A 22,748-nucleotide genomic window follows, 5' to 3' on the forward strand; every position below is an offset into this window, starting at 1 on the left:
TCAGTGGCCCATTCCCTTGGCCTTCTGGCTGCGTTCGATGATGAGATGCGAGATGAAGGTGCAGGCGGCGACGAGGAGGACCGCGACGACGCCGAGCGCGGCGCCGGGCCCCCGGCCGGCGGCCGATTGCATGAAGACGTAGAGTCCGTAGGCGAGTGGCGCGTCCGAGTTCGACTGCACCAGCATCAGCGTCGCCGAGAGCTCGACCGCGGCGGTCGAGAACGAGGTGACGAAGCCGGCGAGGATGCCGCCGGCCATCAGCGGCACGACGATGCGGCGCACGGTGCGCGACTTGGTCGCCCCGAGATTCTCCGCAGCTTCCTCGAGCGAGACCGAGATCTGCTGGAGCGCCGCATAGCAGGCGCGCAGCGCATAGGGCAGGCGCCTTATGGCGAGCGCCAGCACGATGGTGATCCAGAGCGACGCCAGCGGCGTGCCGTCAGGCAGGGTCACGCCGTAGAAGGTCCTGAGATAGCCGATGCCGAGCACGACGCCGGGGATGGCGAGCGCGGCGGTGGCCATCCAGTCCAGCCATTCGCGCCCGACGAGCTTGGTGCGCAGGACGAGATAGGCGATGGCGACGCCGAGCACGATGTCGATGCCGCCGGCGAGGGTGGCATAGATCAGCGTGTTCTTGATGTAGATCGAGCTCTCGCCGAAGACGCGGCCGTAATGGGCGATGGTGAAGGCGTCGGGCAGGGGCGAGTACGACCAGATCGTGGCGAAGGAGAGCAGCAGCAGGCCCATATGCGGAGCCAGCACCAGCGCCAGGATCAGGAAGACGGTGCCATAGCCGAGCACGGCCTCCCAGCGCGTCATCTCGCGCTTGGCGAGACCGCCGCCGCCGCGCTGGGTGGTGGCGTAGTCGCGCCCCTTCAGCGCCCGCGCCGAAAGCCACATGGCGGTGACCGAGGCGACGATCAGCACGACCGAGATGACATAGCCCATCGGGTCGGCGATGCCGATCGAGGTGACGCGCAGGTAGGCCTGCGGCGCCAGCATGTCCTTGACGTTGAGCAGGAGCGGGGTCGCGAGGTCGTCGAAGACCTTGACGAAGACCAGCGAGGCACCGGCGAGATAGCCGGGCATGGCGAGCGGGAAGACGATCCGCCGGAACAGCCGGAAACCCGAGGAACCGAGATTCTGCGCGGCTTCTTCCATGGCGCGGTCGATATTGCGCAGCGCCGCCGAGAGATTGATCAGGATGAACGGGAAATAATGGACCGACTGGACGAAGATGACGCCGTTTAGCCCTTCCATGAAGTCGATCTTGAAGCCGAACCAATCGTCGAGCAGCAGGTTGATCGAGCCGTTGCGGCCGAAAAAGAGCTGCATCGCGACCGCGCCGACGAAGGGCGGCATGATCAGCGGCAGGAAGCCGAGGGTCTGGACGATGGCGGCGCCGCGGAAGACGAAGCGCGTGGTCAGGTAAGCCAGCGGCAGGGCGAAGACCGAGGCCCAGACCACCGACATCGCCGAGACGTAGAAGGAGTTCCACAGCGAGCGCATGAACAGCTCGGTGCGGAAGAAGTCGTAGAAGTTCACCAGCGTGAAGTTCGAGGTGCCCTTCTCGGTGAAGGCGACGTAGATCACCGTCGCCACCGGCAGTACCAGGAACATCAGCAGGAAAGCGGCGATGGCGAGCGCGAGCGCGATCTGGCCGGGTGTTGCCGCCAGGCGTCGGGCGCGGGGAGCCGAGGTCGGGATTGCGGTCATGGTGATCCTGATCGTCGACGAAAGGGCGCAGCGTCACCCGGGCCGCAGCCGCGCGGGCCAGCCGGGAGCCAGCGCTGCTTGCGGCGCCGGGTTGGACCCCGGACCCGTGCGGCTCTGCCGCGGGTCCGGGGTGACGTTGCGGTTCGAGGGCCTTACTTGGCGGCCTTGAGCGCTTCTTCCGCCTTGACCTTGGCCTTGGCGTAGTTCTCGCGGGCGAAGCTCGCCCATTGCGCCTCGACCTCGGCCTGGCGCGCGCCCTTCTCCTTGCCGCCGGTGAAGGCGGCGCGCAGCTCGGGGCTCGAGGCCTGGATCTGCGTCACGGGGAGCGCGGCGATCAGGGCGCGGGCCTCGTCGGCAAGCGCCTTGGCCTGCGGGTTGGGCTTCTTGGCGAGCGCGGCATCGACCTCGTGCAGCGTCTTGGTGACGCCCTTCAGCGCATCGAGCTGGAAGGAGATCAGCTGGTCGAACAGCGTGTCGACCACGGCGGTGCGGGCCTCCGACTTGTCGACGTCGAAGCCGATCATCTTCTGGAAGCGCGGATCGGTGAAGGGGTTGGGGTAGTCGGCGCCGGCCTTGGCGTAGACAGCCGGATTGACCGGCAGGCGACGGATGCCGGGCTCGAGCAGCACTTCCTGGCCGGTCGGCGAGAGCAGGAACTCGATGAAGGCCTCGGCGGCCGCCTTGTTCGGCGGATTGGCGACGATGCCGACATTGGCCGGGACGACGGTGGTCACGCTCGGATAGACGAACTTGACCGGGAAGCCCGAGGCCTGCGCCGAGAGGGCGAAGAAGTCGATGACGATGCCGACGCCGACCTGCCCGGAATTGACCGCCTCCGGCACGCCGAAGGAACGCTCGGTGATCGAGCGGAAATTGCCGGCCATGTTCTTGATGGTGCGCCAGCCATTCTCCCAGCCTTCGCCCTGGAGGATGGTTTCGATCGTCAGATGCGTGGTGCCCGAGCGGGCGGGCGAGGCGATCGAGACATGGTCGTAGAAGACCGGCTTGGCGAGGTCTTGCCAGTCCTTCGGCTCGGGCAGCTTGTTGGCCTTGGCGTAGCGGTCATTCCACATGATGCCGTAGCCCGAGGCCGCGAAGCCGAAATAGAAGCCCTGCGGGTCGTTGATCGGATAGGAGCCGATCTTCTCGGGGATGCCGGTGGCCTTGGGCTTGTAGGCGGTGAGCAGCTTCTTGCCCTTCAGCACCTCGAAGGCGTCCGGCGCCGAGGCCCAGAACAGGTCGACCTGGTTGTTGGCCTTGGTCTCCTCGACATATTTCACACCGGCATTGGTGTTGCGGTTCTGGACTTCGAGGGTGACGCCGGGAACCGCCTTCTCGAAGGCCTTCTTGATGGGGTCGGTGACGTCCTTGGAGAAGGAGGTGACGACCGTGACCTTGCCGGCGGGCGCCTGGGCGATGGCGATGGTCGCGAACGAGGCGCTCAGCGAAAGACCGAGGGTGGCCGCCAGTGCGGCTCTGCGATTGAGCATGGTTTCCTCCAGGACAATTTCTTCAGCTCGACCTCGAGGCCGATGCATCCTGGACAGCAACTGCGATGCCAACCGCCGCTGCCTTTGAATCCATTCAGGAATCCGGCGGAAGGTTACCGGGCGGGCCTGAGAACGGGGTCGCTCCGGTAACCTGCGGGCCTGGGCGATGGGTCAGCGCGGTAACATGAGCGCTGCGGCCTGGCCGCTCAGTCGGCGAGCGCGGCGGAGCCGCCGAGGCCATAGCGCCGCATCTTGAGGTAGAGCGTCTTGCGGGTGATGCCGAGCGCTCCGGCGGTGACGCCGATGCGCCCGCCATGGCGCTTCAGCGCGGCCCCGATCGCTTCCGCCTCGGCGAGAGCGACCTCTTCCTCGAGTGTCCGCTCGACGCCGCTTGCGGTGGCGGCGGTATCGAGGTCCTCGAAATCCTCGTCCATGCCGAGCAGGCTGCGTTCGGCGGCATTGCGCAGTTCGCGGACATTGCCGGGCCAGTCCTGCCGTGACAGGCGCTGCAGGAGATCGCGCCCGAGCGCTGGCGCGGAACGGCCGACGCGGGCGGCGGCCAGCGCCAGGAAGTGCCGGAACAGCATCGGGATGTCCTCACGCCGGTCGCGCAGCGGCGGCAGGCGCAAGGTCACGACATTGAGCCGGTAGACCAGGTCCTCGCGGAAGCCGCCGGTCTTGGCGAGGGCGGCGAGGTCTGCCTTGGTGGCGGCGACGATGCGGATGTCGACGGCGATCTCGCGATTGGAGCCGAGCCGCTCGATGCGGCGCTCCTGTAGTGCGCGCAGCAGGCGGACCTGCGCCGCCATCGGCATGGATTCGATCTCGTCGAGGAAGAGCGTGCCGCCGCTGGCATGCTCGATCTTGCCGATCCGGCGCTCGCGCGCGCCGGTGAAGGCGCCAGCCTCGTGGCCGAAAAGCTCGCTCTCGATCATGGTCTCGGGGATGGCGCCGCAGTTCACGGCGACGAAGCGGCCGGCACGGCGCTGGCCGAGATCGTGCAAAGCACGCGCCGCGACCTCCTTGCCGGTGCCGGTCTCGCCGAAGAGCAGGACGTCGGTGTCGGCGTCGGCGAGGAGCGCGAGCCGCCCGCGCAGCTTGGCGATGGCCGGCGAATTGCCGACCAGGCGCGCGGCCCAGGGGTCTTCCGGCGCGACGCCGGCGCGCAGCGCACGGTTCTCGATGATCAGCCGGCGATACTCGCTGGCGCGCCTCACCGTCTCGATCAGCAGCACGGGATCGGCCGGCTTCTCGACGAAATCCCAGGCGCCGTCGCGGATCGCCTTCACCGCCATCGGGACATCGGCATGGCCGGTGATCAGCACGACCGGGATTTCCGAGTCGATCGCGGTCACCGCCGACAGCAGGCCGAAGCCGTCGCGGCCGGGCATGCGGACATCGCTGACGATCACGGCAGCGCTGTCGCGGTTGAGCAGGGCGAGCGCGGCATCGCCGGAGCGCCTGGCTGCGACCTCGAAACCGTCGAGCTCCAGCGTCAGCCGCCAGGCTTCGAGGACCTCGGCGTCGTCATCGACGAGGATCACCTTCGGGGCGCTCATGCGTTCGTATCCAATGGGGCCATGACATGGGTGGTCGTGCCCTCGAGCGTGATCAGGAAACGCGTGCCCGCGGGGCCGGTTTCCGCCACGGCGAGGGTGCCGCCCAGGTCCTTGATGATGTTGTAGGACAGGGAAAGACCGAGGCCGAGCCCCGAGCCGACTGGCTTGGTCGTGAAGAAGGGATCGAAGATCCGCTCGACATGCGGGCGGTCGATGCCGGGACCGTTGTCCTCGACCCAGAGCCCGACGCTGCGGCCACGTCGTCGCGCGCCGACCGTCAGCGTCGCGCCCGCCCGGCTGGCGACGGCGTCGAGCGCGTTGGCGATGAGGTTGACCAGCACCTGCTCGAGCCGGATCTCCTCGGCGTGGACATAGAGCCGGTCGCTCGGCAGCTCGCGCTTCAGCGTCACGCCTTCTGCCGCGAGGCGCGGCTCGAACAGGGACAGGGCGGTTTCGAAGACCTCGCCGACCTCGACCGGGGCGAGCACGACGCCGGGCTTGCGGGCGAAGCGCCTGAGATGGGCGATCAACTCGGCGGCGCGGGTCGTCAGGGCCTGGATCCGGGCGAGGGCCTGGCGGGCATCTTCCGGACGGTCGCGCTCGAGCAGCAGCGCGCCGTTATGGGCATGGGAGCGGATCGCGGCGAGCGGCTGGTTGAGCTCGTGGCTGAGCCCCGCGGCCATCTGGCCGAGGGCCGCGAGCTTGGCGGCCTGGATCAGGTCGTCGCGCGTCTGGCGGAAGACGGCGAGCGCGCGGGCGAGATCGCCGAGCTCGTCATTGCCGGCCTTCGGCAGAACGGCGGAGGATTGGCCGCTGGCGATGCTGGTCGCGGCCTCGGTGAGGACCCGCAGCCGCGCCACGAGATGGCGCCGGACATAGAACCAGCCGATCAGCAGCGCCCCGAGCAGCGAGGCGGCGGCGATCGCCAGCAAGAGGTTGCGCCCCAGCAGGATTGCCTCGGCCGAACGCTCGGCGGCGGCCTTGGCCACGGCCTCGGTGCGCTGGACTTCCTGCGAGACCAGCGTGCCGAGCTCGGTGACGAGGCGCCGGCTCTCGAAGATCAGGCGCTGCGCGTCGGCCAGCGCCGAAAGCTCGGCGCGCTTGATCGCAGGCAGCCCGGTCGTCGTGTCGGCGAGGCCGATCAGGCGCTGGGTGATCTGGCGGACGGTGATGGTGTCGGGCCAGCCGGTGAGGGCCTTGGCCTCGACCTCGAGCTGGTCGACCGCTTCGCCGATGACATGGCCGGTCTGCTCCATGTCCTCGCGGGTCCGCACCGCGCCCAAGCGGCCGAACAGCCCGACGATCAGGTTCGCCTGGGCGTTCAGCGTCATCAGCGCCTCGCTCTTGCGGGTCTCCTCGCGGATGGCGTTCGGGCGGCTGGTTTGCGTCGCGACCGTATTCGCCTGCCCGAGCGCGGTCTCGATGTTGAACCGGGCATCGTCGGTCAGCGGCTCGATCTCGTCGAGCAGATCGGCCTGGAGCCAGCGCAATTCCTCGCCGAGGGCGCGGTTGCGCTCGCCCAGCGGGAAACGGCGTTCCGAGACGGCATCGATCGCCGCGAGATTGCCGCGGATCGCGGTCGCGACCGAAGTCAACGCCGGCACGTCGAAACCGCCCTGCTTGCGTTCGGAGAGGACGCGGTCGAGCTCGTCCAGGCGCTCGCCGACGGCGCGCCGGCTGCGCTCGTAGACGTCGCGCCGCTCGGCATTGGCGAGCTCCGGCATCGCCGAGATCACGCGCGCGCTGGCCTCGGCCAGCCTTGCTGCCGAGGCGAGGCCGGGAAGGTGGTCGCTGGCGATGGCGGCGAGCTCCTTGCTCAGCCGCTCATAGGAGATGACGCCGACGATGCCGGCGCCGACGGCGAAGAGGCCGACGCCGAGGAAGGCGGCGATCAGGCGGCCGCCGATGCCGAAGCGCCGGCCAGGCCAGAGGCGTCTCACGGCCTCGCTCCCGCAAGGCCATCCTCGGCCCCGGCCCAGCCCAGGCTGACGAGCCGTTCGGTCGCCCGTCGCAGGGCGTCGGCGGCCTCCGCGGCATGGCCGGCGATCGCGGCCCGGATCTCGGCCTCGAGCTTCGCCTGCGCTTCGGGCGGGGCAACGCCGCGCGGGACGCGGACGAGGTTGCGGAAGCGCTCGGGCTGCTCCAGCTGCGCGGCGGCGATCGGCGGACGGGTGAGGGCGGCGCGGGCCTGCGTCAGAAACTGCGCCGCCTGCTCGTCGGGATGGCGAAGGAGCGCCGCTTCCATGGCCTGGAGGCTGCGCCAGAGTCGGGCATGCTCGGCGCGCCGGAAGGTGATCCATTCGTCGAAGATGATGTTGACGAGTTCGTAGCGGCTGGCCGAGAGGCCGGCGTCGAAACGGGTCTTGCTGAACAGGCCGGCTGTTTCCGAGAGATGCGGCGGCGTCTCGTCAGGGCCATAGGCGGCCGGCGAGACCGCGAGGCGGCCGATCCGCGGCTCGCGCAGCAGCCTTTGGCCTTCGGGAGACAGCACGAAGTCGACGAAGAGCTCGGCCTCCTTGGGATTGGGCGATGTCGCGAGCCGCGCGATGCTGGCCGGCGCGAACAGCGTCTCCTCCGGCAGCACGAAACGGTTGGTCTCGGCTTCGCCGGTACCGGAATCCGTCAGGAAATCGATGGAGATGCCGATGCCGAAGCGGCCGCGCGCGACGCCGGTGGTGACGCCGAAGCTGCGTGCGGTCAGTGTCGCGAGATTGCCGCCGATCGCCGACCAGAGCGCCCAGCCGCGCTCCCAGCCGAGCGATTGCAGCAGCGCCTCGACCATCAGATGGGTGGTCCCGGAGCGGGCCGGCGAGGTCAGGCCGATATGGCCGGCATAGGCGGGAGCGGCGAGGTCGGACCAGTTGCGCGGCACGGGCAGATTGCGCGCCGAGAGATAGCCGGGGTTGTAGACCAGCCCGTAGCCGGAAATGGCGAAGCCGAGATAGCGGCCGGCAGGGTCGTTGACCGGATAGCCGGCGATGCTCTCCGGGGCGCCGGTGGGGCGCGTCTGCAGAGGCGCCAACAGTCCGGCCTGCTTCAGCAGCTCGAAGGCATCGGGTGCCGAAGCCCAGAACAGATCGGCCTCCGGCCGTTTCTGAGCGTGGATGTCGGCGAGCGCGGCGGTCGTCTTGCGCTGCACGATCTCGACGGCGATGTCCGGGTGACGGGCGCGGAAGGCGACGCGGAAAGGCTCGAAGAAGGAAGGCGGGAACGAGGTGACGACCTGGACGCGACGCGCCTGCGCCGGGCCGGCGGTGAGCCAGCCAAATGCGGAAAGGGCAAGCCAGAGACAGAGGGCGCGGCGGCTCATCGCACCGTCATATAGCCGGGCAATCGGCAGGCATAGATCGGCCGTGCAGTCGCCGGGCCGGGGGAAGGGCCGCGGTCGGCGGCCCTTCGCTCATGTCGCGCCTCTCACTTCACGTGCAGGAGAACGGCGCCTTCCAGGACGGTGGGAGCGCCGACGCCGGTATTGCCGGCGTGCTCCTTGATCCACTCCTTCGCCATTTTCAGGCTTTCATCGGTGCCGGCCTTGTCCTTGCAGACCGTGACGGAAACCCCGCCATCGGCGGTGCGGATCAGCGCGTAGTTCGAGAAGCCCGTTACCGTCCGCATCAGCTTCTCGACATCTGCCTTGCGCTTCTCGAGCAGGTCGAAAAGCTCCTTGGCGCCCTTGCCGGAATAGGTTCTGACGATCGCGTGCATGGCCAGTCCTCCGTTCAAGGCCCCGCCAGCCGCGATAGCTATGCGCCTGCGCGCAGCGCTTGCCAATTCAAGATGACGCAAGGGAGGGCGCTTTGGCCCCGGCGCGCATTGCTCCGGCGAGGTACTCCCTTCGCTCCCGCGAGACGGCAGGGTGAAAGCATCTGTGCAGCGGCGCAGGATATGGTTGCAGAGGTCATGAAACTGTCACACAAGCTGGCGGCAATTCGGCTCGTATCCTGCCGCGACGAAGGCGGCGCGGCTGGCCGTGCGATCACGACGAGGTGCGCGGTGCTCGGCTGGTTTCAGAAGCTGCTCCCGAAAGAACCCAAGTTCTTCGATCTGTTCGAGGCGCATGCGGTCACGCTGGTCGCGGGCGCCAGGGCGCTGGATTCCCTGCTCGCCGGCCGCGTCTCGATCGAGAGCGGCTGCGCCGAGATCTTCAAGCAGGAGCACCTGGCCGACGAGATCGCCGGAGAGGTCATGCATGAGACCGGCCGGAGTTTCATCACCCCGTTCGACCGCGGCGACATCGAGGAGCTGATCGGCTCGATGGACGACGCGATCGACCAGATGCGCAAGACCGCCAAGGCGATCGCGCTCTACGAGGTCGAACGCTTCGAGCCTGATATGGCCGAGCTCGGCGTGGTGGTGGTGCAGGCGTCGGAGCGCGTCGCGCGGCTCCTGCCGATGTTGCGGGACATCAAGAAGAACGCCGTCGCGATCGGGGCGCTGGCCAAGGAGATCGGCGCGATCGAGGAACGTTCCGATGTGCTGCACGGCCAGGGACTGAAGGCGCTGTTCAGGGCGCATCGCGGCGGCGAGGCGATGGGATTCATCGTCGGCGCCGAGGTCTACGACCATCTCGAAAAGGTGGTCGACCGGCTGGAGGACGTCGCCAAGCGGGTCAGCCGCATCGTGCTCGAACATCTCTAGACGGCGCGCGCCGTGGACCTTTCCGCCGTCGCCACCTCCCTGATCTTCCTGATCGCCGTCGCCCTGCTGTTCGACTTCCTGAACGGCCTGCATGACGCCGCGAACTCGATCGCGACCATCGTCTCGACGCGGGTCCTGCCGCCGCGCTGGGCGGTTTTCTGGGCCGCCTTCTTCAATTTCATCGCCTTCCTGTTCTTCGGCCTGCACGTCGCCCAGACGGTCGGCTCGGGCATCATCCAGGCGGCGATCGTCGACGACCGCGTGATCTTCGGGGCGCTGACCGGAGCGATCGCCTGGAATGTGCTGACCTGGATCGCCGGTATCCCGTCGAGCTCCTCGCATGCGCTGATCGGCGGGCTGGTCGGCGCCGGGCTCGCCAAGGCGGGCTTCTCCTCGATCGTCTGGTGGGGGCTGGGCAAGACCTTCGTCGCGATCTTCATGTCGCCGGCGATCGGCTTCGCGCTGGCGCTGCTGCTCGTGCTGTTCGTCTCCTGGAGCTTCCTCAAAGTGGCGCCGATCAAGGCGGACAGCACCTTCCGCTCGCTGCAGTTCGTCTCCGCCTCGCTCTATTCCCTCGGCCACGGTGCCAATGACGCGCAGAAGACCATGGGTATCATCGCCGTGCTCTTGTTCTCGCATGGTTTGATGGGCGACAGCTTCTCGGTGCCGTTCTGGGTGGTGATCTCCTGCCAGGCGGCGATGGCGCTCGGCACGCTCTGCGGCGGCTGGCGGATCGTCCACACCATGGGCTCGAAGATCACCCGGCTGACGCCGCAGCAGGGTTTCTGCGCCGAGACCGGCGGGGCGATCACCCTGTTCATGGCGACCTATCTCGGCATCCCCGTCTCGACCACGCACACCATCACCGGCGCGATCATCGGCGTCGGGGCGGCGCGTCGGATGGCGGCGGTGCGCTGGGGCGTGGCGCGCGGCATCGTCTTCGCCTGGATCGTGACGATGCCGGCCGCGGGCGCGATCTCGGCCGTCGCCTATCTCCTCTCCGGCTATTTCCTGACCGGGCGCTGAAGGGCGCCCGGCACATCGAGACTCAGGGCAGGTTCTCGCGGAGCACGATCTCGGTGCTCGGCCGGCTGGTACCCTCGGTCGCCGGGCGCCCGGCACGCAGATTGGCGAAGATCGAGACGCAGGTCATCAGCGTCGCCTGCGGGTGCTGCGTGATCACCGCGTCCATGGTGCCGTCGATCAACAGGGCGCGGGTATCCGGCGTCAGGCCATGGCCGACGAAGACGACCTCGTGCTGGCGTCCGGTCTCCTTCAGGGCCCGGCCGATGCCCTCGGCGCCGCCGCCGATATTGTAGATGCCGGCAAGATCGGGGTGCTGTGCCAGCAGAGTTCTGGTCTGCCGGTAGTTCTGACCCTCGTCGTCGTGGCCTTCGCGCAAGCCGACGACCTCGATCGCCGGGTAGAGCTCCTGGAAGAGATGGAGGAAGCCCATCTCGCGCTCCTCATGGGCGCGGTAGCTCAGACTGCCGGCGATCATCGCGACCTTGGCCGGGCGGCGGCCGATGAAGCGGGCGACGAGGTAGCCCGCCGTGCGCCCGGCCGAGCGGTTGTCGAGCCCGACATAAGCGACGCGGCGGCTGTTGGCGATGTCGGAGATCAGCGTCACCGTCGGCACGCCGCGCTCGGCCAGGCCGTCGACCGCCTCGCGCACGGAAGGGTGCTCCAGCGCCATGAAGGCGATGCCGTCGACGTCGCGCGCCGCCTGGCGCAGATGCTGGGCGAGGAGCTCGGGCTTGAAACTCTCGATGTACTCGACCCGGGCCCGCATGTTGAAGGAGGTGAGCTGATCCTGCGCGCCGGCGATCTGGCGGCCGAGCAGGGTGAGGAAGCGGTTGGTGCCGGCCGGCAGCAGGAAGGCGAGCCGCAGCGGCCGCAAGGCGCTCGCCGGTAGCGCGCCTTCCATGACGTAGCCGAGCTCTCCTGCCGCCTTGAGCACGCGCTGCACAGTCGCCGCCCGCACGCCCGGCCGCTGGTTCAGCACCCGGTCGACGGTCGCGGTCGAGACGCCGGCGAGCTTCGCGACATCTTCGACCCGGGCCATCTGGCGGCGGCGCGGGGCGACCTCCGTGCTGACGTCCAAAGGCGGCGTCGGTGTCGAAATCGGGATATTCATTCCATCAAAAACCATCATAAAATGAGCTTGATGACCATCAGACGTGATTTCTATCCTGAGTGCAAGACGATCAAGAGCAATCAAATCGCATCAAGCGAATCTGGGAGGACATCATGACCGGACTGACCCGCCGCGCTGCGTTGCAGAGCCTCGCCGCCGTTCCCGCTGCTTCGCTGATCGGCATGCCGATGATCGCGCGGGCCGCCGAGATCGAGCTGAAATACGGCAACAACCTGCCGCTCAGCCATCCGCTCAACATCCGCGCGCAGCAGGCGGCGGAGCGCGTCGCCAAGGAGACCAACGGCCGGGTCGAGATCAAGATCTTCCCGAACAACCAGCTCGGCGGCGACACCGACATGCTGAGCCAGGTCCGCAATGGCGGCATCACCTTCTTCACCCCGTCGGCGCTGGTGATCGCGACCTTGGTGCCGGTCGCGGCGATCAATGCGGTCGGCTTCGCCTTCGCCGATTACGACCAGGTCTGGAAGGCGATGGACGGGCCGGTCGGCGCGCATGTCCGCGCCGCGATCGAGAAGGTCAACCTCTACGCCTTCGAGAAGATGTGGGACAATGGCTTCCGCCAGATGACGACCTCGGGCAAGCCGATCGAGCAGGCCGCCGACATGGCTTCGCTGAAGATCCGCGTTCCGGTCTCGCCGCTCTCGATCTCGATGTTCAAGGCGCTCGGCGCCGCGCCGGCCAGCCTGCAGTTCTCGGAGGTCTATTCGGCGCTGCAGACCAGGGTCGTCGACGCGCAGGAGAATCCGCTGCCGATCATCCAGGTCGCCAAGTTGTTCGAGGTGCAGAAGCATTGCGCGATCTCGAACCATATCTGGGACGGCTTCTGGTTTATCGCCAATGGCCGCGCCTGGCGCGGCCTGCCGCCGGACATCCAGAAGATCGTCGCCTCCGCGATCAACGATGCCGGCGTCGCCCAGCGCGGCGACATCAAGAGCCTGAACGAGACCGTGCAGGCCGATCTGCAGTCGAAGGGGCTTTCCTTCAACAAGACCAACCCGGACAGCTTCCGGGCCAAGCTGCGCGAAGGCGGCTTCTACAAGGAATGGCAGGAGCGCTTCGGCGCCGAGGCCTGGGGCCTGCTCGAAGGCGCGGTCGGCAAGCTCGCTTGAGGGCCGACGCCACTATGCTTTGATGCGTCATCCCGGCCGGAGCGGCGCAGCCGCGCAGAGCCGGGATCCATGCCTGAAGCGGTTTCGGAAGGCGCTCTGGCATGGATCCCAGGTCTCCCTGCGGTCGCCCGGGATGACGCGAGACTGATAAGGAAGGAATTCGCCATGGCCGGGCACATCGCCTTGATGCCGACGCAGGCCGTGCCTGCGACCGGGCTCGGACGCCTCGCCGACCGGCTCGACCGGGCCGTCGGAGCGATGGTCGAGGCGATCGCGGCGGTGCTCGTCCTCACCGAGATCGTCATCCTCGGTGCGGGGGTCACCGCCCGCTATGCCTTCCACGCCCCGCTGGTCTGGTCGGACGAGCTCGCCTCGATCCTGTTCCTGTGGCTCTCCATGCTCGGCGCGGTCGTCGCGCTTCGGCGCGGCGAGCATATGCGGATGACCGGCCTCGTTTCCCGTGTCGGGCCGCAGACACGGCTCCTGCTCGAGGCGCTCGCGATCACCGCCGCCATCGCCTTCCTGGTGATGATCCTGCCGGATGCGCTGGACTATGCCGAGGAGGAGCGCTTCATCGTCACGCCGGCGCTGGAGATCGCCAATAGCTGGCGCGCCGCGGCGCTGCCGATCGGCATCGTCTTGATGCTGTTCGCCGCCTTCTGCCGGCTGCTGCGCTTCGGCTCCTGGAAAACCGTCGTGCTGGCAGCCGGGATAACCGTGGCGTTGGTCGCGCTGTTCTATGTCGCAGGTCCGGCGCTGAAGCCGCTCGGCAAGCTCAACCTCCTGATCTTCTTCGTCGGCATCGTCGCGGCGAACGTCTTCGCCGGCGTGCCGATCGCGTTCTCCTTTGCGCTCGCCACCTTCGGCTATCTCTCGCTGACGACCTCGACGCCGATGATCGTCATGGTCGGCCGGCTCGACGAGGGTATGAGCCATCTGATCCTGCTCGCTGTGCCGCTCTTCATCTTCCTCGGTGCGCTGATCGAGATGACCGGCATGGCCCGCGCCATGATCCAGTTCCTCGCCTCGCTGCTCGGCCATGTCCGGGGCGGGCTCTCCTATGTGCTGGTCGGTGCGATGTATCTGGTCTCCGGCATCTCCGGCTCGAAGATCGCCGACATGGCGGCGATCGCGCCGGTGCTCTTCCCGGAAATGCAGAAGCGCGGCGCCAAGCCGGGCGATCTCGTCGCGCTGCTCTCGGCGACCGGCGCGCAGACCGAGACGATCCCGCCCTCGATCGTCCTGATCACCATCGGCTCGGTCACCGGCGTCTCGATCGCGGCCCTGTTCACCGGCGGCATGCTGCCGGCGGTCGTGCTCGGCATCGCGCTCTGCTTCGTCGTCTGGCGGCGCAACCGCGGCGAGGATCTCAGCCACGTCACCAAATATTCGAAGCGCGAGATCGGCCGGCTCTGCCTGATCGCGGCGCCCGCCATCGCGCTGCCCTTCGTGATCCGCGCTGCCGTCGTCGAGGGCGTTGCCACCGCGACCGAGGTCTCGACCATCGGCATCGCCTATGCCGTGCTGGCCGGCATCCTGATCTATCGGCAGTTCGACTGGCGCCGGCTGAAGGGCATGCTGGTCGACACCGCCTCGCTCACCGGCGCGATCATCTTCATCATCGGCTGCGCGACAGCGATGGCCTGGGGGCTGACGCAATCGGGCTTCTCGCAGGACCTCGCCAAGGTCATGGCGGCGGTGCCCGGCGGCAGCTGGGGGTTCCTCGCCATCTCGATCGTCGCCTTCGTCATCCTCGGCAGCGTGCTCGAGGGCATCCCGGCGATCGTGCTGTTCGGACCGCTCCTTTTCCCGATCGCCAAGCAGATCGGCGTGCACGAGGTGCACTATGCCATGGTCGTGATCTTCGCGATGGGCATCGGGCTTTTCGCGCCGCCCTTCGGCGTCGGCTATTACGGCGCCTGCGCGATCTCGAAGATCAATCCCGACGAGGGGCTGAAATACATCTGGGGCTATGTGCTCGCCCTGCTTGTCGGCCTCGTCATCGTCGCGGCCGTGCCGTGGATCTCCATCGGCTTCCTCTGATTCCCTTCTCAAAAGCGAAAGACCAAAGCCATGAGCCGCTTCTTCGGCCAGATCCGCCAGGCGGGCTATGTCGTCCCCGATATCGAGGCGGCGATGGATTACTGGAGCCGGGTGCTCGGCGTCGGCCCGTTCTTCTACAATCCGAAGGTTCCGATCAAAAACTACCGGTACAAGGGCGAGGAATACGAGCCGCATAATTCGGTGGCGCTCGCCAATTCCGGGCCGCTGCAGATCGAGCTGATCCAGTGCCGCAACGCGGTGCCGTCGATGTACAAGGACTTCACCGATGCCGGGCATACCGGCCTGCAGCATGTCGCCTATTGGACCTCGGACTATGATGCCGACATGGAGCGGCTGCTCGCCGAGGGCTTCAAGCCGGTGATGTCGGGTGAGGTCGGCGAACGCGGCCGCTTCGTCTATTTCGATACCCATTACCATCCCGGCACGGTGATCGAGCTCTCCGAGGTCGCAGGACCCAAGGGCGAGATGTTCCGCCTGATCCGCGACGCCGCGGACAACTGGGACGGCAAGGACCCGGTGCGGCCGTTTCCGGATCTGAGCAGGCTTTGAGGCTTTCGTCTTAGCTCTGCGGTCGTCCCGGGCGACCGTAGGGAGACCTGGGACCTATGCCTGAGCCTCGCTGAATTGGGCTCAGGAATGGGTCCCGGATCGGCGCCGCCGAAGGCGGCTTGTCCGGGACGACCGCCTTGGTGAGTATTGCCACATGTCCGCTGCTGAACGCTTCGAAGCCTCCTATCTGATCGAGACGCCGCTCGACCCGCGCAAGGTCGCGGAGGTGATGGCGGGCGAGCAGTCCTGTGGCACCTTCACCCGCGTCGCCGGGGAGACCGATGAACTGCGCGAGCGGGCGCGGGCCGTTGTCACCAATGTCGCGATTCTCGAAACGGTGGACGAGCCGAGCCTTCCCAATGCCTGGCTGGCGCGCAAGGGCGTCGACGGGCCGTGGCGGCGGGCGCGGGTGACGATCTCCTTCCCGGTCGACAATGTCGGCGCCAATCTTGCGACGCTGGCCTCGATCGTCGCCGGCAATCTCTATGATCTTGGCGAGGTCACGGGTCTCAGGCTCGACACGATCACGCTGCCCTGGTCCTTCCGCCGACGCTTTGCCATGCCGACGCAGGGCATCGCCGGAACGCGCCGGCTCGCCGGGGTCGCCAGCGGGCCGCTGGTCGGCTCGATCATCAAGCCCAATGTCGGCTTGAGCGCATATGAGACGGCCGAGCTGGTCGCGGGGCTCTGCGCGGCCGGACTCGACTTCATCAAGGACGACGAGATCTGCGCCGATCCGGTGCATGCGCCGCTGGCCGAGCGCGTGCCGGCGGTGATGGCGGCGGTCAGGCGCCATCAGGACAAAACCGGCAAGGCGGTGATGATCGCCTTCAACATCACCGACGAGACCGATGCGATGCGTCGCCATGCCGATCTCGTGGCGCGCGAGGGCGGCTCCTGCGTGATGGCGAGCCTGAACTGGTGCGGCTTCTCGGCCATCGAGACGCTGCGGCGCTCGACCGATCTCGCCTTGCATGGGCACCGCAACGGCTATGGCGCGATTTCGCGCCATCCGCTGCTCGGCATCTCCTTCCAGGCCTATCAGACGCTCTGGCGCCTCGCCGGTGTCGACCACATGCATGTCCACGGCGTGCAGGGGAAGTTCGCGCAGGAGGACGAGGAGGTCGTCTCCTCGGCGCGGGATTGCGTGACGCCGCTGACCGACGGCGCCGACGACCGGGTCATGCCGGCCTTTTCGTCCGGGCAATGGGCCGGGACGGCCCAGCCGACCTTCGACGCGATCGGCCATGCCGACCTGCTGTTCATGACGGGCGGCGGCATCCTCGCCCATCCCGGCGGGCCGGCGGCTGGCGTCGCCAGCATCCGCCAGGCCTGGGAGGCGGTCGCCGGCGGGGTGCCGGTCGCGGAGGCGGCGCAGCGGCACCCGGAACTGAAGCAGGCGCTCGACTTCTTCGGCGCGGCGGCGGGCTGAGCCGTCATGGCCGACGCCGCGCCCCGCTACGCCTGGTATGGCGACGATTTCACCGGCTCGACCGATACGCTCTCGGTGCTCGCCGAGGGCGGGCGGAAGGCGCTGCTCTTCCTCCGGATTCCGACCTCAGAGCAACTGGCCCGTACGGGTGATCTCGACGCGCTCGGCATTGCCGGCGCGACGCGGGCGATGGCTCCCGAGGCGATGGCGGCCGAACTCGACCCGGCCGGCGGCTTCTTTGCCGGGCTCGGCATCGGTCTGCTGCATTACAAATGCTGCTCGACCTTCGACAGCGCGCCGCATCTCGGCAGCATCGGCGCGGCGGTGCGGGCGCTGCAGCCGCATTTCACCAATACCCTCCTGCCGATCATCGGCGGTCAGCCCAATCTCGGCCGCTACTGCCTGTTCGGGAACCTGTTCGCCGCGGCCGGCACCGGCGGCACCGTGCACCGGATCGACCGCCATCCGACGATGAGCGTCCATCCGGCGACGCCGATGGGCGAGGCGGATTTGCGCCTGCATCTCGCCGCGCAGGGGCTCGGCGCAGTCGGGCTGGTCGATTATCGCAGCTATGGCGATCCCGATGGCCTCGCTGCGCGTCTCGCCGAGAGCACCGGCTCGCTGCTCTTCGACATTGCGCGCATCGAGGACCTCGCCGTGGCTGGCCGGGCGATCGCCGCCCGTGCGGCGCTTGCTCCCATGCTCGTCGTCGGCCCGAGCTCGGTCGCGCAGGCGCTGGCGGGGACGCCGTTGCTCGGCCGTTCAGGGGAGGCGAGGGCCGCGGCGACGCCGAAGCCAGCGGGGCCGGTGCTGGCTTTGGTCGGCAGCCTCTCGCCGGTGACCCGAGCTCAGGTCGAGGCCGCTTCGGGCTATGCCCGGATCGCCGTCGATCCCGCCCGCCTGCTCGGGGAGCGGGGCTATGCGGCGGCGCTGCGCAACGAGGCGCGGCGGTTGCTCGGGGAAGGTAATGTCATGCTGGTCACCGACCGGCCTGCCGGCGCGCCGGGCGATACCGCCAGCGTCGCGAAAGCGACGGGCGAACTCTTGCGCGCCATCGTGGCCGAGGCTGCGATCGGGCGGTTGGTGGTGGCCGGCGGCGATACCTCGACGCTGGCCGTGCGCATGCTCGACATCTGGGGGCTGTCGCATCGCGCAGCCCTGGTGCCGGGCGCGCCGCTCTGCCTCGCCCATAGCGACGATCCACGGCTCGACGGGATCGAGATGGTGCTGAAGGGCGGCCAGATGGGGCCGCCCGACTTCTTCACGCTGGTGGCGGGGCGCTGAAGCGCGCCGCTCTCGTTCGGAATCAGGCCGTCATCCCGGAGCTGCGCCGCTGGCGCGGCTTGTCCGGGATGACGGAACGGGTGTGCGGAAAGCCGGCAGGCGCTAGAAATTGACCTTGTCGGCGCCCTTGAGCTGGAGCTGCTCGCGGGCATCGTCCGGAGTGGCGATCTCGAGGCCGAGTCCCTCGACGATCTGGCGGGCGGCGCGGACCTGATCGGCGTTCGACTTGGCGAGCTGGCCGGGACCGAGCCAGAGCGAGTCTTCCAGGCCGACGCGCAGGTTTCCGCCCATCGCCACCGCCATCGCCGCGATCGGCAGCTGGTGACGGCCGGCGCCGAGCACCGACCAGTGATAGTCGTCGCCGAAGAGCCGGTCGGCCGTGCGCTTCATGTGCATGACGTCTTCCGGATGCGGGCCGATGCCGCCGAGGAGGCCGAAGACCGACTGGACGAAGAAGGGCGGCTTGACCAGCCCGCGGTCGACGAAATGCGCCAGCGTGTAGAGATGGCCGATATCGTAGCACTCGATCTCGAAGCGCGTGCCGTTCTCGGCGCAGGTCGTCAGGATGTTGGCGATGTCCTTGAAGGTGTTCTTGAAGACGCGGTCGTCCGAGCCTTCGAGATAGGGGCGCTCCCAGTCGTGCTTGAACTCCTTGAAACGGTTCAGCATCGGGTAGAGACCGAAATTCATCGAGCCCATGTTGAGCGAGGCGACCTCGGGCTTGAAATGGGCGCAGGGCTTCAGGCGTTCCTCGACCAGCATGGTCGGCGCGCCGCCGGTGGTGATGTTGATGACGCAGTTCGAGCGCTGCTTGATCACCTTGAGGAAGGGCTCGAAGGCCTCGGGCGACTGGTCGGGCTGGCCGGTCTTCGGATTGCGGGCATGGACATGGACGAGCGCCGCGCCGGCCTCGGCCGCGCCGACGGCGGCGTCGATGATCTCATCGGGCGTCACCGGCAGATAGGGCGACATGGATGGCGTATGGATCGCGCCGGTGACGGCGCAGGTGATGATGACTTTGCGGTTCTTCGCCATGCGATACGTCCTTCGAGGCTGATTGGTCTTGAATTCAGTCCGGCTTGTGCTGCGAGGCGCGCTTGTGCGCCTGCAGCGCGGCGAGGCGGCTGTCGCGCCAGTCGCTCAGGCGCTTGACGCGCTCTGCCTCCTGCGCGCCGCGCCATTCGCGCATGACTTCGGCGACCGTCTCCGGCTTGAATGGGTTGCCGAGCCCTTCCGAGGATTTGACCATGCGGTCGAGCGACTCGGAATAGCGGGCGCAGTAATCGGGAATGCCGCCTGGCGCGTTGAGTTCGATCGTTTCGAACGGGCCCATGAAGGACCAGCGCAGACCGAGCCCGTCACGGATCGTCTTGTCGACATCCTCGGCACTGGCGACGCCTTCGCCGACAAGGCGGAAGGCTTCGGCGAGCAGCACGGCCTGGAGACGGTTGAGCACGAAGCCGGCCTTCTCCTTGCGCAGGGTGATCGGCACCTGGCCAGCCTGCTCGTAGATCCGCTTGGCCTCGGCGACGACAGCCGGATCGGTCCAGGGCGCCGGGGCGAGCTCGACGATCGGCACCAGATGCGGCGGGTTGACCGGATGGGCGACGAGGCAGCGGGAGCGTCCCGGCAGCGCGTCGGAAAAGGCTGAGGCCATGATGAACGAGGTCGAGGAAGCGAGGATGGCGCCCGCCGGCGCGAGCCGGTCCATCTCCGCGAACAGCTCGCGCTTCGCCTCGATCGTTTCGGGACCGTTCTCCTGGGCGAGAACGATGTCCTTCAGCGCATCGGCGAGATCGGCGGCGACACGGATGCGGGCCAGCGCCGCCTTGGGATCGTCGACCAGCCCGTGGCCGGCGAGTTCCTCGAGATTGGTGCCGATATGGGCGCGCGCCGCCTGAGCGGCCTCCTGCTTCAGATCATAGAGCGCGACCTCGAAGCCATGGCTGGCGAAGACGGTGGCCCAGGCACGGCCGATCAGGCCCGAGCCGACGATGGCGATCTTGGTCATAAGGCAGTGTCTCGATTGGTGTGGTCGGACGCGGGGAACCCCTCTCCTGGAAGGAGAGGGGCAGGGGTGAGGTGTGCGGGAGAGAAGTCGTTGGCTTGAACATGGCCGTGCGGCGAGCGCTCGCGCAATGGGTCGAACCGCCTGCGCCTCACCCTGCCCTCTCCTTCCAGGAGAGGGTTCCCCGCGCCTCTGTCGTCTCTCGGGCGGTTCATCACAGCCACAGCACCTGCCGGCGTAGCGCGAGGTCCTGGCTCAGCGCCCGCGAGGGACCGGTATGGGTGACCTGGCCGCGTTCGAGCACGACGGTGCGGTCGGAGAGCGCGAGCGCGAGATCGAGATGGTGGTCGACGATCACGATGGCGATCTCCCGGCGCAGCTTGTCGAAGGCCTCGAACAGCTCCTCGACGACGGCGGGCGCCAGGCCCTCGAAAGGCTCGTCGAGCAGCAGCACCCTGGTGTCGCCGGACAGGGCCCGGGCCACCGCCACCATCTGCTGTTCGCCGCCGGAGAGGTAGTCCGCCGGCGAATGCCAGCGTTCCCGAATGCGCGGGAAGAAGGAGAAGATCTTCTCGTCCTCCCAGCGTACGCCATTGCCGGTCAGGCGCTTGAGGCGGCCGAGCTCCATATTGTCCTTGACGCTCATGCCGGCGAAGAGGCCGCGCCCCTGCGGGACATAGGCGATGCCGGCGCGCGCGATCCGGGCAGGCGGCAGCCTGGCGATGTCGCTGCCGGCCAGCATGATCGCGCCCTGGGCCGGCGGAGCGATGCCGGTGATCGTCTTGAGCAGGGTCGACTTGCCGGCGCCGTTGCGCCCGAGCAAAGCGACGATCTCGTTCTCGTGCACGTCGAGCGAGACCTGCCGCAGGATGTGGCTCTTGCCGTAGAAGGTGTCGACCTCATTGAGCCCCAGCAGGACCTTGGAGCCGGCGGCGCTCTCGCGTGGCTTCTCGGCGAGCGCATGGGCACCGGAGCCGATATAGACCTCCTGCACCTTGGGGGAGGAGCGAGCATCCTCGACCGTGCCGTCGACCAGGACGGACCCCTCGTTCATCACCGTGACATGGTCGGCGATCGCGAAAACGCGGTCGATGTCGTGCTCGACCAGCAGCACCGGCAGGTCGCGCGAGATCGACTTGATGAGGTTGCCGACGCGCTCGCGCTCGGCCGCGGCGAGGCCGGCGAGCGGCTCGTCGAGCAGAAGCACGCGCGGGCTCGTCGCCAATGCCAGCGACATGTCGAGCAGGCGCTGGCCGCCATAGCTCAGCGAGCCCGCTTCCGCCGTCTCGATGCCGGAAAGCCCCATGGTCGAGATGACCTGGCGGGACTCGTCGTTGATCTTTTCCAGCGCACCGGCCGCGCGCCAGAAGCCGAAGCGTTCCGGAGCCCGCGCCTGCACGGCGAGGCGAACGTTCTCGGCGACGGAGAGCGTCGGGAACAGGTTGGTGATCTGGAAGGCGCGGCCGATGCCGGCTTGCGTGATCGCCTCCGGCGAGAGCCCGGCAATGTCGCGCTGGCGCAGGCGGACCTCGCCGCGATCCGGCGGGAACAGGCCGGAGATCAGGTTGAAGGCGGTGGTTTTGCCGGCGCCGTTCGGGCCGATCAGCGCATGCAGCTTGCGGTCGCGCATGGTGATGTCGACATTCTCGACCGCCTTGATGCCGCCGAAGCTCTTGGCGAGGCCTTTCGCGGCGAGGATCGTGCCGTCGCCGGCATCGGCCGGCTTCATGAAGACCGGCAGCTCGACCGCGCCGGCCTTGCGCGCCGACATTGCGGCATCCTCGGCCGGGACCTTGCGGAAGGGCTTGAGCAGGCGCTGGCCGACGCCGATGAGCCCGTCCGGCGAGAAGACGATGAAGGCGACGAAGAGCAGGCCGAACCAGAACAGCCAGTTCTCGGTGACGCTGGAGAGATAGTCGCGGAAGACGACGAAGAAGAGCGCGCCGAGCGCCGGCCCGAGAAAGGAGCGCATGCCGCCGATCACGACCATCGCCAGCAATTCGCCGGAGAAGGCGACCGAGATCGGCTCGGCCGAGGTCATGCGGTTGTTGAAGAGGAGGAGCGTGCCGGCGAGCCCGGTCAGCATCGCCGAAAGCGTGAAGGCGACGAGCTTGTAGCGGGTGGTGGCGTAGCCGAGGAAGCGGGCGCGCTGCTCGTTCTCGCGGATCGCGACCAGGACGGTACCAACGGGCGAGCGATGGAAGCGCCAGAGGCAGTAGACCACACCAAAACCGATCGTCGCGACCAGCATGTAGAAGGGCAGGGCGGTCTCGAAATCGATGCCGGCGAAGAGCGGGCGCTTGATGCCGCCTAATCCGTCCTCGCCGCCGGTCACGCTGGTCCAGCGGAAGGCGACCGAATAGACCATCGCGGTCAGTGCCAGCGTCAGCAGCGAGAAATAGACACCCCTGCGACGCAGGATCAGCGCGCCGAAGCCGACGGCGACGAGCCCGACGAAGACGAGCGCCAGCAGGATCGGCAGCACGAACTGGCCGGGCAGCCAGTTGCGCTGGATCAGTCCCGCCGCATAGGCAGCGAGCCCGAACCAGGCGCCATGGCCGAAGGAGACCAGGCCGGTGGTGCCGACCAGGATGTTCAGCGCCATGCAGGCGATGGCGAAGACGACGATCTCGGTCGCCGAAGTGGTGCCGAGCCCGATCGCATGCATCAGCGAGGGCAGGGCGGCCAGGCCGATGGCGGCGATGGCGAGCGGGAGGTAGTCGCGTGCGGTCGGGTTCATC

General features: G+C 67.9%; 17 protein-coding genes. 7 read left to right on the top strand and 10 right to left on the bottom strand.

The features are described from left to right. The 6 genes from AC3RCC_RS08330 to AC3RCC_RS08355 form a co-directional block, all read right to left on the bottom strand. A complete protein-coding gene (locus tag AC3RCC_RS08330) occupies nucleotides 1-1,716 on the bottom strand; it encodes an ABC transporter permease (protein WP_291637122.1) in 1,716 nt (571 codons plus the stop codon). Between the two features lie 152 nt (nucleotides 1,717-1,868). Beyond that, complete coding sequence (locus AC3RCC_RS08335; RefSeq protein WP_452119422.1) at nucleotides 1,869-3,206, bottom strand: ABC transporter substrate-binding protein; 1,338 nt, start codon at nucleotides 3,204-3,206, stop codon at nucleotides 1,869-1,871. Nucleotides 3,207-3,412: 206 nt separating this feature from the next. Beyond that, nucleotides 3,413-4,765 carry a sigma-54-dependent transcriptional regulator gene (locus tag AC3RCC_RS08340; RefSeq protein WP_492258140.1) on the bottom strand — a complete coding sequence of 451 codons (1,353 nt, stop codon included), beginning with the start codon at nucleotides 4,763-4,765 and terminating at the stop codon, nucleotides 3,413-3,415. Then, a complete protein-coding gene (locus tag AC3RCC_RS08345; protein ID WP_492258141.1) occupies nucleotides 4,762-6,705 on the bottom strand; it encodes an ATP-binding protein in 1,944 nt (647 codons plus the stop codon). Before AC3RCC_RS08345 ends, AC3RCC_RS08340 begins: the two co-directional genes overlap by 4 nt. Beyond that, nucleotides 6,702-8,075 carry an ABC transporter substrate-binding protein gene (locus AC3RCC_RS08350; protein ID WP_492258142.1) on the bottom strand — a complete coding sequence of 458 codons (1,374 nt, stop codon included), beginning with the start codon at nucleotides 8,073-8,075 and terminating at the stop codon, nucleotides 6,702-6,704. The genes AC3RCC_RS08345 and AC3RCC_RS08350 overlap by 4 nt, the downstream gene beginning before the upstream one ends. Nucleotides 8,076-8,179: 104 nt before the next feature. Continuing rightward, a complete protein-coding gene (locus AC3RCC_RS08355) occupies nucleotides 8,180-8,470 on the bottom strand; it encodes a hypothetical protein (protein WP_291637111.1) in 291 nt (96 codons plus the stop codon). Between the two features lie 288 nt (nucleotides 8,471-8,758). On the opposite strand from AC3RCC_RS08355, the gene AC3RCC_RS08360 reads away from it, so the two are divergent. After that, nucleotides 8,759-9,403, top strand: a complete 645-nt coding sequence (locus AC3RCC_RS08360) for a DUF47 domain-containing protein (protein WP_291649494.1) — start codon at nucleotides 8,759-8,761, stop codon at nucleotides 9,401-9,403. 12 nt (nucleotides 9,404-9,415) lie between these two features. Further along, the gene (locus tag AC3RCC_RS08365; RefSeq protein ID WP_492258143.1) at nucleotides 9,416-10,429 is read left to right on the top strand and encodes an inorganic phosphate transporter; all 1,014 of its coding nucleotides are present in this window, start codon (nucleotides 9,416-9,418) and stop codon (nucleotides 10,427-10,429) included. A 22-nt stretch (nucleotides 10,430-10,451) separates the two neighbouring features. Here AC3RCC_RS08365 and AC3RCC_RS08370 read toward each other — a convergent pair whose 3' ends face one another. Continuing rightward, nucleotides 10,452-11,540 (bottom strand): LacI family DNA-binding transcriptional regulator, encoded by a 1,089-nt coding sequence (locus AC3RCC_RS08370; protein WP_291637107.1) that lies wholly within the window; start codon nucleotides 11,538-11,540, stop codon nucleotides 10,452-10,454. A 113-nt stretch (nucleotides 11,541-11,653) separates the two neighbouring features. Between AC3RCC_RS08370 and AC3RCC_RS08375 the strand changes: the two genes are divergently transcribed. From AC3RCC_RS08375 to AC3RCC_RS08395, 5 genes are all read left to right on the top strand, one after another. Further along, nucleotides 11,654-12,670: a TRAP transporter substrate-binding protein gene (locus tag AC3RCC_RS08375; RefSeq protein WP_066476270.1), complete on the top strand. Its 1,017-nt coding sequence runs from the start codon at nucleotides 11,654-11,656 to the stop codon at nucleotides 12,668-12,670. 165 nt (nucleotides 12,671-12,835) lie between these two features. After that, nucleotides 12,836-14,713, top strand: a complete 1,878-nt coding sequence (locus AC3RCC_RS08380) for a TRAP transporter large permease (RefSeq protein WP_492258144.1) — start codon at nucleotides 12,836-12,838, stop codon at nucleotides 14,711-14,713. 30 nt (nucleotides 14,714-14,743) lie between these two features. Further along, nucleotides 14,744-15,283 carry a VOC family protein gene (locus AC3RCC_RS08385; RefSeq protein ID WP_492258145.1) on the top strand — a complete coding sequence of 180 codons (540 nt, stop codon included), beginning with the start codon at nucleotides 14,744-14,746 and terminating at the stop codon, nucleotides 15,281-15,283. A 154-nt stretch (nucleotides 15,284-15,437) separates the two neighbouring features. Beyond that, entirely contained in the window at nucleotides 15,438-16,715 is a 1,278-nt protein-coding gene (locus AC3RCC_RS08390) for a ribulose-bisphosphate carboxylase large subunit family protein (RefSeq protein ID WP_492258146.1), read from the top strand. Nucleotides 16,716-16,721: 6 nt separating this feature from the next. Beyond that, nucleotides 16,722-17,999 (top strand): four-carbon acid sugar kinase family protein, encoded by a 1,278-nt coding sequence (locus tag AC3RCC_RS08395; RefSeq protein ID WP_492258147.1) that lies wholly within the window; start codon nucleotides 16,722-16,724, stop codon nucleotides 17,997-17,999. A gap of 102 nt (nucleotides 18,000-18,101) precedes the next feature. Here AC3RCC_RS08395 and kce read toward each other — a convergent pair whose 3' ends face one another. From kce to AC3RCC_RS08410, 3 genes are all read right to left on the bottom strand, one after another. After that, entirely contained in the window at nucleotides 18,102-19,034 is a 933-nt protein-coding gene (gene kce, locus AC3RCC_RS08400; protein WP_291649462.1) for a 3,5-dioxohexanoate:acetyl-CoA acetone transferase, read from the bottom strand. A 34-nt stretch (nucleotides 19,035-19,068) separates the two neighbouring features. Further along, nucleotides 19,069-20,010: a 3-hydroxyacyl-CoA dehydrogenase gene (locus AC3RCC_RS08405; protein ID WP_492258148.1), complete on the bottom strand. Its 942-nt coding sequence runs from the start codon at nucleotides 20,008-20,010 to the stop codon at nucleotides 19,069-19,071. A gap of 211 nt (nucleotides 20,011-20,221) precedes the next feature. Then, the gene (locus tag AC3RCC_RS08410; protein ID WP_492258149.1) at nucleotides 20,222-22,747 is read right to left on the bottom strand and encodes a branched-chain amino acid ABC transporter ATP-binding protein/permease; all 2,526 of its coding nucleotides are present in this window, start codon (nucleotides 22,745-22,747) and stop codon (nucleotides 20,222-20,224) included. Nucleotide 22,748: the final 1 nt, after the last annotated feature.

It is taken from the genome of Allobosea sp. GW823-FHT01F03, from assembly GCF_058798075.1.

Coding starts and splice junctions, on each gene's coding strand:
- AC3RCC_RS08410 (WP_492258149.1), bottom strand. CDS start 22,747: ATGAACCCGACCGCACGCGACTACCTCCCGCTCGCCATCGCCGCCATC.
- AC3RCC_RS08340 (WP_492258140.1), bottom strand. CDS start 4,765: ATGAGCGCCCCGAAGGTGATCCTCGTCGATGACGACGCCGAGGTCCTC.
- AC3RCC_RS08390 (WP_492258146.1), top strand. CDS start 15,438: ATGTCCGCTGCTGAACGCTTCGAAGCCTCCTATCTGATCGAGACGCCG.
- AC3RCC_RS08355 (WP_291637111.1), bottom strand. CDS start 8,470: ATGCACGCGATCGTCAGAACCTATTCCGGCAAGGGCGCCAAGGAGCTT.
- AC3RCC_RS08335 (WP_452119422.1), bottom strand. CDS start 3,206: ATGCTCAATCGCAGAGCCGCACTGGCGGCCACCCTCGGTCTTTCGCTG.
- AC3RCC_RS08385 (WP_492258145.1), top strand. CDS start 14,744: ATGAGCCGCTTCTTCGGCCAGATCCGCCAGGCGGGCTATGTCGTCCCC.
- AC3RCC_RS08395 (WP_492258147.1), top strand. CDS start 16,722: ATGGCCGACGCCGCGCCCCGCTACGCCTGGTATGGCGACGATTTCACC.
- AC3RCC_RS08370 (WP_291637107.1), bottom strand. CDS start 11,540: ATGAATATCCCGATTTCGACACCGACGCCGCCTTTGGACGTCAGCACG.
- AC3RCC_RS08350 (WP_492258142.1), bottom strand. CDS start 8,075: ATGAGCCGCCGCGCCCTCTGTCTCTGGCTTGCCCTTTCCGCATTTGGC.
- AC3RCC_RS08375 (WP_066476270.1), top strand. CDS start 11,654: ATGACCGGACTGACCCGCCGCGCTGCGTTGCAGAGCCTCGCCGCCGTT.
- AC3RCC_RS08380 (WP_492258144.1), top strand. CDS start 12,836: ATGGCCGGGCACATCGCCTTGATGCCGACGCAGGCCGTGCCTGCGACC.
- AC3RCC_RS08405 (WP_492258148.1), bottom strand. CDS start 20,010: ATGACCAAGATCGCCATCGTCGGCTCGGGCCTGATCGGCCGTGCCTGG.
- AC3RCC_RS08330 (WP_291637122.1), bottom strand. CDS start 1,716: ATGACCGCAATCCCGACCTCGGCTCCCCGCGCCCGACGCCTGGCGGCA.
- kce (WP_291649462.1), bottom strand. CDS start 19,034: ATGGCGAAGAACCGCAAAGTCATCATCACCTGCGCCGTCACCGGCGCG.